The organism is Rahnella woolbedingensis, from assembly GCF_003602095.1.
Classification (GTDB): domain Bacteria; phylum Pseudomonadota; class Gammaproteobacteria; order Enterobacterales; family Enterobacteriaceae; genus Rahnella; species Rahnella woolbedingensis.
This window is the reverse complement of the sequence record NZ_RAHH01000006.1, coordinates 164,410-178,469: the sequence shown is the minus strand read 5'-3', so window position 1 is coordinate 178,469 and position 14,060 is coordinate 164,410. Positions and strand designations below refer to the sequence as shown.

Genomic DNA, 14,060 nt, shown 5'->3' with positions numbered 1-14,060 from the left:
AGTAACAAACTCAATGTCGATTTATGTCAAATTTTCGTAAGTTTATTGCCCGACTTGTAACCCCGTCAGACTCTTATTTACTCAGGCACTATACTCAGGATATTACTCCCGAAAAATCAAGGGACTGCTGCGGCACAACCGTGTAAGGAGCATTATGCGATACTGGGTAAGTCTCATTTTGATATTAGTGGCAGTTTATTTCGGCGGTCCGTGGATAAGTCGTTATGTACCCTCTGAATATAATCCTTTCACACCGCTGGCTATTACAGACCCGCCGAATTTAATAACCCGCTACAAATTAAGGCAGCTAGATAATAATCCACACGAATGCCTGGCGGCGCTCGAGCGTGCTCAAAAAGAGGGTGCGATCCAGTTCAGCACTGCAGACGATACAGGAGGTAAGTGTCCGCTGATTGATCCTGTGAGGGTCCGCGGATTTGGTGAGGTTACCCTGAGTTCGAGTTATCTGGCGAGTTGTCGTCTTGCCCTGAGCAGTGCGATGTTTGTCACGCAGGTGGCGAAGCCTTTAGCATCGCAGGAATTAGGTTCACGGCTGCTGAAAATTGACCATCTGGGCAGTTATGCCTGTCGGAATGTTTATAATAAACCCGATGCCCGGCTTAGCGAACATGCGACTGCTGAAGCACTTGATATTGCCGGTTTTGAGCTGGCAGATGGCCGTCATTTAACCGTACTAAAACAATGGCAACAGAAGGGGACTGAGGCGCGGTATATTCATACTTTGTTTGCAGAAAGCTGCCCGTTTTTCGGAAACTCTATAGGGCCAGATTATAACGCAGCACATGCCAACCACTTTCACCTGGGCATGCGCTGGTTTGGGTTTTGCCGCTAAGCGGTTACGGCATTAATCTGCAAGATAACGTTCAACCAGACGCGTCCAGTAAGCTGTGCCGAAACTCAGGCTTTCATCATTAAAGTTGTAAGCCGGATTATGCAAAACCGCGCTGTCTCCGTTGCCCAGGCGCAGGAAACAGCCCGGTTTGTTCTGCAGGAAATAAGCAAAATCTTCACTGCCTGAAATTGGCGGCAGATTATCGATCACATTCTCTTCACCCAGTAACTCTTTTGCGACCTCGGTTGCAAATGCTGTTTCCTTATCATGATTCACCAGTACCGGATATCCGGGCACATATTCGATTTCGGCCCGCGCGCCATATCCGGCCGCATGATTTTCCACCAGCTGACAAATTCGCTGCTCGAGGATTTTGCGCACTTGCGGATCGAACGAACGGACACTCATTTCCAGACGAGCAGTTTCCGGGATGACATTCGCTGCATGACCGGAGTGTAATGAACCTATCGTGACTACGGCTGTTTCATTCGGGTCGATATTACGTGAAATCACCGACTGCAATGCAACTACGAGGCTGCCGGCAACCAGAATAGGGTCGACAGTCATGTGAGGGCGAGCCGCATGACCACCTTTGCCATGAATAGTGATATTAACGGTGTCGCAGGCCGCCATAAACGGCCCTGAGCGGAACATCATTTTTCCGACCGGATATCCCGGATGGTTATGTAATCCGTAAACGGCATCACACGGGAATCGCTCAAAAAGTTGTTCTGCAAGCATGCGCTCTGCGCCGCTGTTAAAACCGATTTCTTCGGCTGGCTGGAAAATCAGGTGTACGGTGCCCGAAAATTTTTTGCTGCGCGCCAGCTGTTCGGCAGCACCCAGCAGCATGGTGGTGTGGCCGTCATGTCCGCACGCATGCATTTTTCCCGGGTTCTGGCTGGCGTAGCTCAAGCCCGTTTGTTCCGTTATAGGCAAAGCATCCATATCCGCGCGGATACCAATGCTGCGTGAACCATTGCCCAGCGCCATTGTACCGATCACGCCATAGCCGCCAACGGCAGTCGTTACCTGATAGCCCAGCGATTCTAATCTTTCAGCGACGAGGGCAGCCGTTGCCGATTCTTCATTGGAGAGTTCCGGATGTTGGTGCAGGTGTTGGCGAACTTTACGCAGCTCAGGAACAAGATCAGCTACGTCAGCGATGGTGCAAAGTGATTTATTATTCATTATGAGATATCTGTTTTTGCCTGAAAGAAGTCCGGTGAACTGACCGGCGCCACGTCGTTACATCAACAGAATGCAATGTGAAATCACCGCTGGCAATCAATTAATCAGGCCAAAAAAGAGGATTTTGAATTTATGGAATGTTCAATTCAATAACGCTATGTAACTGATGTAATAAGCTAAAGTTTCTTACGCGATGTTACGCAAGAATTCACTTTGCCGGTAGATGATATTCCCGGTGGCCTATACTTTAAGGGGCAGAAAAATGTCGGCCTGCAAGGTATGAAGATCAGGCAAATGGTTTCCCATTCGCCTGAGAAATATATAAGCAGAGATGAAGGCTGTTTTTATATAAGAAGGATAAGAGGATGATCAGGCAGGAAGATAGCTGATGGAATGCTCCAGAGAGTCGCACTTGGAATCGATAAGGACATCCCAGATGCCTTTATAGGGGATCCCTACATAAGCCGTATTTTGATCGCTAATCGTCAAGATATCGCCGAAACCTGAGTGACGTCCTTTTCGCTCAGCCTCATTTTCACACATCAGATGTATGTGACATTTTTCTGAACAACGTATGACGACGGTGTCGCCACCAAACAGATTCAATCTGGCTCGAACAATAGGCATGACTCTTCCCCAATTAGATAAAGCACCTGAAATACGCTGTAACCGAACACTGCCAGGTTTTAAGCTACACAGACCGGAAGTGATATTGGTCACACAACGCTCATTTATCTATAAAACCAGACTAAAGCTGGGGGAATAATGACTTTAATCAAAAGTTATAAGAATTTTTTAGAGATTAATTATTCGCCATTTTTATGCTTGTTAGAGAAAACGATCCTATTTTTAGGAAAGAAGTCAAAATGTAATAATGGAGTTAACGAAAGGTGCTGAAGAAAATCGAATAGTAACACCTGTAGCGTACCTTTGAGCGAAGTGATGAAGTGTATTCATTCGTTACAGTGTAATAAATTAGCTGCTTTTTCTTTCACAAGCTGACACCCTATAGACGTATAACATGTGCGCGCGCTTGAAATTGATTATTATCGGATTTATTACCGTCTCACACACCCTTTTTGCGGGTGATGAAAAAAAAGCGTGCGATACACTTTCCTATTTTATCCAGTTATAAGGGCATCGGATGAATTGCTCCGAAAAATTCAAATACATCAGAAATTTCAGCGCGTTAACCCTGGTTCTGAATGCTTTTTTTAACATGCCAGCACATGCGGATGACGCGCAGTTACGGGCATGTGGCAATGCAAAAACCGCAAAAGATTGCCAGTTGCCTTTCCAGCAGGGGCTTTCGCCTGTTCAGGTCAGCCTGTCACGCGAACCTCAGTGGGGTTACGTAGATGCTACCGGACATATGGTCATCAAACCTGATTTCAGCGCAGCGCGGGGTTTTGTGAATGACCTGGCCGCTGTTAAAAAGGGCGATCAGTTCGGGTATATCGATAAAAAAGGCCATTGGGTCATTGAGCCACGCTTTACGCGCGCCACTGATTTCAATGCGCAAGGTACTGCGTTGGTGGTGACCGATAATCGTCTGGCGCTGATAGACAAGAAAGGAGCGGTGATTAAAACGCTGCCGTTTGCTGTTGCGCTTGATAGCCGTGGTTTTACCGGCGGTCAGGCACTGGCAAGTGTTCAAACTCAGGTATCACCTGCGTTGTGGAATGCATCTACGGATCGCTCTCTGTCTTTACCTGATGATGTTATGGCGCTGGATTTGCCACAGGCAGGGCTGATACCCGCCAAAAAACGTGATTCTGCAGAAGAAGGTTACTGGGGGTATCTCGATGAGAACGGTGACTGGGCGATAAACCCGATGGTACTCAAAACCCGGGATGAACCACAGCTTAACGGCGACGTCGTTGCGGTAAAAACCAAGAACCTCTGGTCGTTTGTCGACCGCCAGGGTGTTGCTTTAAACAAAGAACAATACAAATCAGTGCGACCGCTCGCTTCCGGCAGCTGGCTGGTGACGGGCAACGATAATAATAAACAGCTACTCAGCAGCAAACTGGAAAAAGTGCAGGATATTCCTGCTGATCAGACTGAAAATATTTTGGTCTGGGGAAAGGCAACGCTGGGAACGGGTAGCAAAGGCATCGTTATCATCGGTGCAGATAACCAAATTGTTTCGCTGAAAGTTAACAAGCCGCAGGTGTTGCAACAGGGCAACCATCTCTGGGTTATGCAAACAGAAGGTAAGGCACCCCAGGTTGCGCAGATTTATGACAACAATGGTGTGGCGCTGCTTAATGATGCCACGCTTGCTGCACTGAAAGACTATAAGCTACGGCCGCTGGGCACAGTGGCGATGACAGATGATGTGACTACATTACCGGAATCAAACGGCGATGCGGCGCACAGCCTCCCTTGGGCCGTTCTGACGCCTGCAGATGCAAGCAAACCGCCAGCTATTCTCACTTCTCAGGGGAATGTCTTGTCTGATCCCCAATGGGCATCAGTAGAAACTACCGGGTCTCAGGCGCCGCTCATCATCCACACTCAAAATAAAAAAGTGGGTGCTGTCGATGCTTCAGGCAAGTGGGTTATTCAGCCAACGTATACCCAGATCACTCCTTTTGAAGGTGATTACACCTGGGCCGTTGATAACGCCAACAATGTCGATGTTAAGCATCTTATTGACCGAAATGGCAATGCCGTCGAGATCCCCGCAGATATTGAGAAAAATGCCCAGCGTTTGTCATCAGGATTGATCTATTACACCGAGGGTGAAAAAGAAGCGCAGCGCTGGGGCTTATGGGATATTGCGAGCAAAAGCATTAAGGCAGCACCACAGTTCACTGAAATCGATGCTTTCAACGAGGGTTATGCCCTGGCTAAAGCTGATGACGGATGGGGTGTTCTCAACACGAATGGCACCTGGGCAATAGCACCGGATGCGGACCGAAGCGGTAAATTCCAATATATCGGTCAGGGCACTTTCACCCTTTCTGATAACGATCAGCCGGGAGAACGCGGTGCGCTTTCCAGCCATTACAGTCTCTACAGCGCCCAAAGCGGACAAGTACTCGCAACGGATTTACTCGCCAGACCGCAAGCTGTCGGGCAGAACCATTGGCTGGTTCAACCTTCCGAAGGGGGCGTGGCGTTACTTGATAACGCAGGGCGTTTCCCGGTCAGTAAAGCCATTAACGCTTCTTCGAGCTCTGTGGAGGGTGACTGGATAAAATTGAGTTTTTCACCGCACTACGGGGCGATTAACAGTCAGGGTGACTGGCAGATTCAACCAGTTTACACCGCCGAATTTAATTTCGTTGCACCTCTGAATCTGAGCCGTGCAGTCAGTGATGGACGAACTACGCTGATTAATGACCATGGCGCTTCGGCAGAGGGCTTCGATCAGGCACAACCGTTGAATTCAATGGCTCGTCTGGTCATGAACGATGACGTAACCGGTGAAACCGTTTTGTATGACAACGATGGCAATGAAATCCAGCGTTTCGCCGGGCCTGACAGCCTGCTGGCTGACAAAGCCAGCTCAGGTGTTATTCCTCTGCGTGATCAGAAAGGCCTGTATGGATTTGTCGATCAGCAAGGCAAAAAGCTGATTGGTTCATACTTCGATCAGGTCGGAGCGATGAGCAACAATTTTGCGACCGCCATGAAAAAATCAACCTACGGCAACCTGCTGGGATATATCAATACCACGGGGCGCTTTGCGATTTTGCCTAAATTTGATTGGGCCACTGATTTTAGTGAGAAGCGTGCCTGGGCTGGCGGCAAGGGTGTCGTGAATTTGCTTAATGCCGACGGTAATGTTCAGGCAAAAATTCAGGTGCGTTGTAATCAGCGCGTCATCGTGGATGCGAAAGGTGCTTATCTTTGGCCTGCCAAAGCACCCGCTTGTGGTACCGGGGGTAATTAATGATTGTCAGCAAACCTTCAAGGCTACGCCACGCACTTCGCTGCGCGCTGAACACCGGCAGTACATTGGCCTTATTGACGCTGACCGGCTCCGCTATTGCGGCTGAACCCGTAAAGGCTGAATCTGCACCAGCATGTTCGGCACCGTTGCCGGCTTCCCAGGCTGATACCCAGCTACGTGCAGCGTTGCCATTAACCCAAAATTTATGTATCCGTGACGTTCGTGAAGGGCGTGCCGCTGTGCTTTTACCTTCCGCTGAAGCAGCGGATGAGCGTTGGGGTTTTTTGGATAATCAGGGGCAGCTCGTTATCAAACCTGTTTTTGAGCAGGTCGGGGATTATCACTTCGGTGCTGCCGCTGCCATGCAGCAGGGGAAGTGGGGCTATATCGATCTGACTGGAAACTGGATGATTCAGCCGTCCTTTGACCGCGCACAACCCTTTACTGAAGCCGGTCTGGCTGTTGTTAAGGTGGATGGAAAGTCTCAGATAATTGACCGCAAAGGTGTTCAGGTCGGTAAAGCACTGGATGATTTGGTGGATGACGCTGTTCTGAGTAATGGCGTTCCTGCCCGGCTCAGCCTGACGTTTAACAGCGTACTGCTCTCACCAGATGGTGTTCGCCATGTGGCGACGGACAAAATGGAAGTGGCAGAGCCGTTCGGTTCCGGTGATCTGTTCATTGCTGTCGATGACAGCAAAGGCTACGGCATTGTGGATGGAAATCTGGCCTGGCGCGTTCAGCCTCAGTACACGTCCATCACTCTGGATCCACACAATCCTTCTGTCGCACTGGCGAAAAAAGCGGACGGCATTACCTTAATCCGTACTGACGGAGTTCAGGACGAGCAGAAATATCTTTCTGTCAGCGAGGAAACCGGTGCCTTCTGGCTGGCGAAAACGGCCGATGGCATCAAGCTGCTGGATAATTCCGCCACTGTGATTGCCAGCTTCAGTGAAACTGACACAAAAGCTCTGCACGTTTCCGGTGACTATGTTTTATATCCTGCCAGCAAAGACTCTCTTACTTTGTATGTTCCGGGGCGTAAACAAGCCCTATCGCTGCCTGCTGGCAGTGAGCCCTGGGAGCAAAATACCGGTGAGTTCCTGATAACGACTAAGGGTGAGCAGAAAAAGGTGAATGCCATTATTGCTCCTTCTGGCGGAGTCATTGGTGGCACCCAGAATGTTGGCTGGCTGGGGCAAATTTCCAACGCAGAAGTTATCGATCACCGTTTATGGTTGCGCAATGAGCAAGGTGATGTGGTGAATGTGGTTGATACCACAGGCAAAGCCTTGCTGAATCAGAAGAGTATCAGCACTCTGAATGGCAGCAGGATCGAACCTCTGACTGCTCCCATCAATTCCCCTTCTGCTTCATCGCCACTGGCGCTGGTTCGCCCTGCTGATGCGGCCAGCAAAAACGGTGCGGGTTTCCTGCGCCCCGACGGCTCTCTTCAGCTTGATACCAAATGGCAGGATATTGAACCTGCTGACAGCAGCAACAACATCGGTCAGTTCATTGTAAGAACCACCGATGGCACCGGCGTGGTGGATGCGCAGGGCAAAGTGATTATCCCGCTGACTGAAGATAATATTTCTCCTTTTGTACAGGGCTACGCTCTGGATTATCTGGATGGAAAACTGACAGCACTTGATCACGCCGGTAAGCATTACGATTTGCCGAATGTGTTTGAGATTGAATCTGTCGGCAATGGCTGGTTCCGCTATCGTGAAACGGCAGCGGAGGGCGTTCTGTGGGGCATCTATGATGTCGCCAGCCAGAAAACGGTACTGCAACCGGCTTATCAGGATGTGGGCGATTACTCAGAGGGTCTGGCCGCCTTCAAAACGCCTGAAGGACTGTGGGGGATCTTCGACAGCCAGGGTAAAGTCGTTGTTGCACCGAAATATGCCGATGCCCGTCGTATTAACTCCGCCCTTTGGTTACTCACACAACCTGCAACCGAAGGCCAGCCGGTATCCGCTGTTCTTGCAGAAATCATCGGCAATGACGCTCAGCCAAGAATTGAACCTACAGCCGGACTCACCGTAAATCAGTTTAATGACGGACGCATTCTGGCCACGTCTGCGGCTGGTCAGTCCTGGCTTCTGGATGCCAAAGGTAATATTCAGCTTCATGAGCAGCAGACACGTATCAGTGCGCTGGGAGACTGGGTGAAATTATCGCGCCAGCCGCAGCAAGGGTATTTGTCTGCGCAGGGCGAATGGCAAATTCAGCCTGTCGGTGATAGCCGGGGTTCTGCTTTCGTGCAGGGGCGCGCTTTGCGCTCCACGCCAGCGGGCTATGAACTGATTGATGACAAAGGCGTGCGTGTGGCAGCTATGCCGGAAGGTCAGTGGAATATGCCACCGGCGAGCGCCTGGTCGGTATCCTATGATCCGCAGGATAGCGAGCCTGCGACACGTTATGTCGATAATACCGGGAAACTGGTTCTCACCGTTCAGGGGCATGCCAGTCAGATGGTGGGTGACCACGCCGTGCTGACAAAGACCGATGGAACCAAAACCTGGATTAACGGGCAGGGGAAACCCACTGATGGCGTCTCTTACCCTGATTTAGGTTTGCCTGTCGACGGGCTGGCATTTGCCAAAGCTGACGGTAATTATGGTTATGTCGATGCGCTTGGCAACTTCGCTATAGCGCCGGTGTTTAGCGCCGCATCACCGTTTGACAGCGGAGTGGCAGTCGTTTCCACACCGGCCATGTCAATGATGATCGACAAAACCGGCAAACCGCTGGCGCGTGTAGATAAGGAATGTGGTATTAGCGTCTTATACGGTGCCGGAAGCGCACGTCAGTGGCCGGATAAAATGCCGGATAACTGCAAACCTTAAGACACTCTTCCGGCTTGCAAAACCCGCTGCGGCGGGTTTTTTTGTGCTAATGTTTAACTGTAATGGCAGTGAACTATCTCAATTGAAAGGATAAATTATGATTCCGCAGATCCCACTCAAATACAGGGACGCAGAGCGCTGGTCGTTTGGTGATACTGAATCGTCAGCTGACGAACTGGCTAAGCGTGTTATTGCTGGCACAAAAACCGCCACCTGTTCAAATCTTGACGATGATCCTGAACCTGAGCCGGGCGAAATCTTTGTGGTAGTTGATGGCCGCAGCAATCCGGTGTGTGCCGTGCAACTGACCGAAGTGAAACAAGTGCCTTTTGACCAGGTAACGGAACAGCATGCCTGGGAAGAAGGGGAAGGTGACCGGACGCTGGCTTACTGGCGCAAAGAGCATCAGCGTTTCTTCGAAGAGTATGAAATGTTTGAGCCGACTATGCCATTGTTGCTGATGAAGTTCCGGATGGTCGAAAAGTTCTAAATCTTCCAGGGGCCTGATACTGACATCAGGCCTTTTCATTCGTCAGTTGTATGATCAACCTGATGTTGTCATTTTGTCGTTCAGGAATATGTCATGCCCGTTAATCAGCGTTCATTTTCTCCTTCTTCCGCCGTCCCTTATTTTAGTCAGTGGGAAGATCCTGATTGCGCAGCCGGGATTATTGCCGGAGATATTCAGCTTAGCGATATCAGTTTGTGGACCAAGTCGGGTGCGGCTGAACAGCGGGAATTTATCGAGTGGGCGAATCATGTTTGCGGAATGTGCTGCCTGAAGATGGTGCTGGCAGCCGTTTCAGGCAACGTGGTACCGGTGTTGAAACTGACTTACCGAAGCCTGTCATACGGAGCGTATGTTCGCGAGGGTGACAACATTAAGGGGCTTATTTACGCGCCTTTTGTTGAATATGTCCGGCAGGAGCTGGGTATTTCGGCGCAGGTGAAAGTGGATATTTCGGCTCAAGACATTGCCGGTCAGCTGGCAGAACATCGATTTTTTATTGCTTCAGTGCATCCTTCTGTCCGTATTCCTGAGTCCACACCACCGCATAGAGGCGGTCATCTGGTTCTGGTAACCCGGGCTGATGATCAATCTGTGACCTTCCATAATCCGTCCGGTCACGATATTTCTACTCAGCAGGATGTCACGTTGCCTGTGGAAACCTTCGCGCGCTTTTTCGCAGGGCGGGGGATTTCACTGGTTTCAAGAGCTCAACAGTAATCAAAGTCGACCGACCGCAAGCGGCATGGCGAACACATTTTCGTTCGCCATGCAGTGTTACTCCAGTCGCATGATCCACTCATCTTTCTGTTCGTCGTACTTTTCCTTATACAACACAGAATGACGGCCATCGAGGACTGCCGGAACGCTGGTGTGGTCATCCCAGGCATCTAGTTGCATGCACAAATCAGGGTCTGACTTGCACGGAATATGCACCTTATCGCCGCCTTTTGCTTCAGGCGTAGAAAGATGTGCATCGTCAATTTCGTAACTGCCAATCCGGATAATCGATTTTCCCATCAGATACTCCTCGCCAGAGTGTTGTAAGCCATTTCAATGACATCAGGTATGACCAGTTGGCCTGCCTTATTTGAGAATAGTCGACAGCACAAAAAGCGCCACCTGAATTTTTACGTATGCACTTTTTTATGGATAACCAGAAGAGGTGAGATTTATAACAGGGCGTTGCGGCATCGAAATGCAGAGAGCCGCCTTTCGCAAAACACAGCGGCTCCCTGAACTGAGGTTTAAAGCTGGTTAAATCTTACCGAGACAGGCATGGCGTTGATTTGGTTACGACCATTGTTTTTCGACAGGTACAGCGCCTCATCAGCGGCGCTGACGATATCTGACTGGTCTTCAATACCAGGATCTCGTTCCGGCATGTACGTCGCAATCCCCTGACTGATGGTGACGCGGTTAAACTCGCTGAAACTGTGCTTGATACCCAGCGACTCAATTGATTCCATGATGTGCTGTGCGACAATCCAGGCACCTTTCAGATCGGTATCCGGCAGAATGGCTGCGAATTCTTCGCCGCCAAAACGTGTTACGACGTCGGTGCTGCGTTTAAGTGATTTGCGCAAAGTGCGCGCCACTAAACGCAGGCAGGCATCACCGGAAAGATGGCCGTAATGATCGTTGAAATGTTTGAAGTAATCGATGTCGATCATCACCACGGTCAGCGGTGTACGGTTACGCTTGGCACGCATATATTCATGGCTGAGCACTTTTTTGAACTCACGGCGGTTAGGCAGTTTAGTGAGTGAATCCGTGCGTGCCTGGATTTCCAGACGACGGTTGGCTTTAACCAGTTTCAGTTCCAGTAACTTGCGTTCATGAACGTCTTCGGCGGTACCGTACCAACGCTGAATCGAACCATCATTGGCGTAACTGGCCGCAGCGCGGATACGCATCCAGTTCCATCCACGGTCCACGTGACAAAAACGAACTTCAATATCCAGCGGTGCGCCTGTTTTCAGGCACTGTTCCCAGGTCTGAACGGCGGCGCGGCGGTCTTCCACGTGCATACTCTGGATCCACTTGTCGGCAAGAATATCCTGACGGGTCATGCCGGTGATCCGCTGAAAACGCGAGCTGACATCATTGAGCATCCCGCGAGGATCGGCTGTCCACGGAATTTGCGGGTTCAGCTCAACCATATTGCGGTAATGTTCCTGACTTTCGCGCAGGGCTATTTCCATACGTTTGAGGCTGGTGATATCCGTCATCGCGACAGACAGGCCGTTCAGTTGATTCTGGGCGTCATAGGCCGCTTTAATACGTACAAAGAAAACCTGATTCTTTCCGGGAACGGAAAACTCACGGTCGGGGGTCGTTTCGTTACGCTGGGCAAGTTCCAGCGCATTACTTAACAATGGTGAAAGTCCCGGCAGGAACACCCCTATTTTACGTCCGATCGCTTCATAGGGTTGCAGGCCGATAATATTCGCCATTGCATCATTAACCGTGACATATCGCATCTGTAAATCAATGAAACACAGGCCGACCGGTGCATTGGAATAGATCGTTTCAAGCTGGAAAAGACGCTGGCCCGGTGCCTGATCCAGACTGGTGAGATTGCGGTCGATCCCGCGATAGCCGCGAAAATTCCCGTCATTATCAAAAAGCGGGACACCGCTGGTTTCGAGAATAACTTCTGTGCCGTCCGGGCGGATATTACGGTTCAGCAAGCCACCGAAAGGGGCGCGGCGTTCAACGATAGCGGCAAACTGTTCGCCTACGCGACGGGCTTCATCAGGAGGCATGAAATCGAAAGGGGTTTTGCCTAAAACTTTTTCAGGCGGAACGCCAAGAAATTCGATGCATTTATTGGAGGAGAAAACATAACGCCCCTGCGCATCGACTTCCCAGATCCAGTCAGAATTGTTATCGATAATATCTCGCAGACTGGCCATTTGCTGCAAAAGCAGCCCATCCGCTGATTCGAGTTTCATTTCATCCGACATGATACTTCTCCGACTGGCAGGTCTTTACTCAACATCAGGCATTAAGATTTATATCTGAAAATGATATATCACTGACAATGTTATCTTGATGGCAATAATACATGGCGCGGTAGGATTATTCCTAATTATAATTCAGTGAACCTTTCTTGATAATATAAGTTACTATCCAATATATGTAGCATAAAATGCTTTGTGGGTATTTGTTATATACCCTTTGTCGCCGTGATTTCACCTAAAAGTTCAGTTGCACAGTATTCACAGAAACGCAGTTATCAGGTGTTTTAGTCGGTATTAATGACTGTTGAGTAGAATATTCTGCGCCGTCGGAATGCTCCTCTGGCACAGAAATTTGCGGGAAAGTTAAATCTAATTAATCGTTCGACAATGTTTGCGGACGTATTGCGCCATCTCTCACCAGTTCACGTGGCAGACTGTTTTTAATCCGGCTGCCGATCCGTTTTGCCAATCCTAATGGCTGGCCAAGCCAGGTCACCAGACATTCGTCTGCGGGCGGTGTGTCATCCGGATAAATATCAACGCCACGGAACCAGCTCTGCGCCAGTTCATCATTTATCTCAAAACGGTTTTTGGAATCTGCGACACTGAATGCCACCACGGCTTCATGCTGCCAGCGGAATCCTTTCGGAAAACGCTCTGCCAGTCGCACTCCGATACGGGAAAAACGGACCTTGCCAAAGACGGGCTCCAGCACGGCTGGGAAGATCCAGATTTCTTTATCGCGCTGCCATAACGTGTATTGATTCTCAGGCCAGACAAGGCCAGAAAGACCCGCTGCTTTGATAATTTCGGCGCTGTCCTGACGGGAAAGTGGCGAGAAAGGAAAGCGGCCTACCTTATATCCGGGGACCGGCAGGCGCGGCACCGGATCCGTTTTACGAAAGCGCGCGACAAAGAAACCTTCGCTGTCATAGACCTGAGGAAATACGTGTAAATAGCCTTGCGGAGTGACGGCCTTATCAGCGTCAGGGAATAACTCTGCCAGCGATTCCACTTCTACCGCATCCGCATAGGTATCGAGTAACCACTGGCAAACCTGCTGGTTTTCCTGCGCGTTAAGGGTGCAGGTTGAATAGACCAGTACGCCGCCGGGTTTCAGCGCATGAAACGCGCTGTCGATCAGTTCACGTTGTGTCGCGGCAATTTCAGTCACGCTGTTTTCAGACCAGTTGCTCATGGCATCAGGGTCTTTACGGATAACGCCTTCGCCGGAGCAGGGCGCGTCCAGCAGGATGGCGTCAAAAGTTTCAGGCAGAGCCGCCCCAAATACGCGTCCGTCAAAGTGCGTCAGCGCGGTGTTACTGACGCCGCAGCGGCTGATATTAGCGTGCAGGACTTTGACCCGGCTGGCGGAATATTCATTGGCAATAATGCCGCCCTGATTTTTCATCAGCGCCGCAATTTGCGTGGTTTTAGAACCGGGCGCCGCTGCAACGTCCATCACCAGAACCGGCTGCGTATCGTTGGCAAATAACGCAGTGACCGGCAGCATGGAACTGGCTTCCTGAATATAGAAGAGGCCGGCCAGATGCGATAAGGCATTGCCCAGACGCGTATCGTCCTGCACGTTGCGGTTTATCCAGAAACCTTCCGCACACCAGGGTACGGGCTCTAACTCCCACTGATAACCACCGGCAAGTTCAAGGAAATCGGTCACGCTGATTTTCAGGGTGTTCACCCGCAGACTCGGGCGGAGAGGGCGCTGACAGGCGGCAATAAAATCATCCATGCTGAGATCTGCAGGCATGATTGCGCGCGT

Annotated in this window: 10 protein-coding genes; 5 read left to right on the top strand and 5 right to left on the bottom strand. The window is 50.3% G+C overall.

The window, feature by feature from the left end; genetic code table 11:
* Positions 1 to 154: 154 nt before the first annotated feature.
* Positions 155 to 853 carry an extensin-like domain-containing protein gene (locus tag D6C13_RS06720; protein WP_120132028.1) on the top strand — a complete coding sequence of 233 codons (699 nt, stop codon included), beginning with the start codon at positions 155 to 157 and terminating at the stop codon, positions 851 to 853.
* Between the two features lie 12 nt (positions 854 to 865).
* Here D6C13_RS06720 and D6C13_RS06715 read toward each other — a convergent pair whose 3' ends face one another.
* On the bottom strand, positions 866 to 2,044 hold the full coding sequence (locus D6C13_RS06715) for a M20 aminoacylase family protein (protein WP_120132027.1): 1,179 nt from the start codon (positions 2,042 to 2,044) through the stop codon (positions 866 to 868).
* Positions 2,045 to 2,413: 369 nt separating this feature from the next.
* Positions 2,414 to 2,671 carry a DUF1883 domain-containing protein gene (locus D6C13_RS06710; RefSeq protein ID WP_120132026.1) on the bottom strand — a complete coding sequence of 86 codons (258 nt, stop codon included), beginning with the start codon at positions 2,669 to 2,671 and terminating at the stop codon, positions 2,414 to 2,416.
* 592 nt (positions 2,672 to 3,263) lie between these two features.
* Between D6C13_RS06710 and D6C13_RS06705 the strand changes: the two genes are divergently transcribed.
* The 4 genes from D6C13_RS06705 to D6C13_RS06690 all read left to right on the top strand — a co-directional run bounded on the left by D6C13_RS06705 (position 3,264) and on the right by D6C13_RS06690 (position 10,034).
* On the top strand, positions 3,264 to 5,948 hold the full coding sequence (locus D6C13_RS06705) for a WG repeat-containing protein (protein ID WP_244212643.1): 2,685 nt from the start codon (positions 3,264 to 3,266) through the stop codon (positions 5,946 to 5,948).
* Positions 5,948 to 8,806 (top strand): WG repeat-containing protein, encoded by a 2,859-nt coding sequence (locus tag D6C13_RS06700; RefSeq protein ID WP_120132024.1) that lies wholly within the window; start codon positions 5,948 to 5,950, stop codon positions 8,804 to 8,806. The genes D6C13_RS06705 and D6C13_RS06700 overlap by 1 nt, the downstream gene beginning before the upstream one ends.
* A 97-nt stretch (positions 8,807 to 8,903) precedes the next feature.
* A complete protein-coding gene (locus D6C13_RS06695; protein ID WP_120132023.1) occupies positions 8,904 to 9,296 on the top strand; it encodes an ASCH domain-containing protein in 393 nt (130 codons plus the stop codon).
* Positions 9,297 to 9,389: 93 nt separating this feature from the next.
* Complete coding sequence (locus D6C13_RS06690; protein ID WP_120132022.1) at positions 9,390 to 10,034, top strand: C39 family peptidase; 645 nt, start codon at positions 9,390 to 9,392, stop codon at positions 10,032 to 10,034.
* Between the two features lie 57 nt (positions 10,035 to 10,091).
* On the opposite strand, the gene D6C13_RS06685 is transcribed toward D6C13_RS06690, so the two are convergent.
* The 3 genes from D6C13_RS06685 to rsmF form a co-directional block, all read right to left on the bottom strand.
* On the bottom strand, positions 10,092 to 10,334 hold the full coding sequence (locus D6C13_RS06685; protein ID WP_112287995.1) for a YebV family protein: 243 nt from the start codon (positions 10,332 to 10,334) through the stop codon (positions 10,092 to 10,094).
* A 227-nt stretch (positions 10,335 to 10,561) separates the two neighbouring features.
* A complete protein-coding gene (locus D6C13_RS06680; RefSeq protein ID WP_120132021.1) occupies positions 10,562 to 12,283 on the bottom strand; it encodes a sensor domain-containing diguanylate cyclase in 1,722 nt (573 codons plus the stop codon).
* 370 nt (positions 12,284 to 12,653) lie between these two features.
* The gene (gene rsmF / locus D6C13_RS06675) at positions 12,654 to 14,048 is read right to left on the bottom strand and encodes a 16S rRNA (cytosine(1407)-C(5))-methyltransferase RsmF (RefSeq protein WP_244212647.1); all 1,395 of its coding nucleotides are present in this window, start codon (positions 14,046 to 14,048) and stop codon (positions 12,654 to 12,656) included.
* Positions 14,049 to 14,060: the final 12 nt, after the last annotated feature.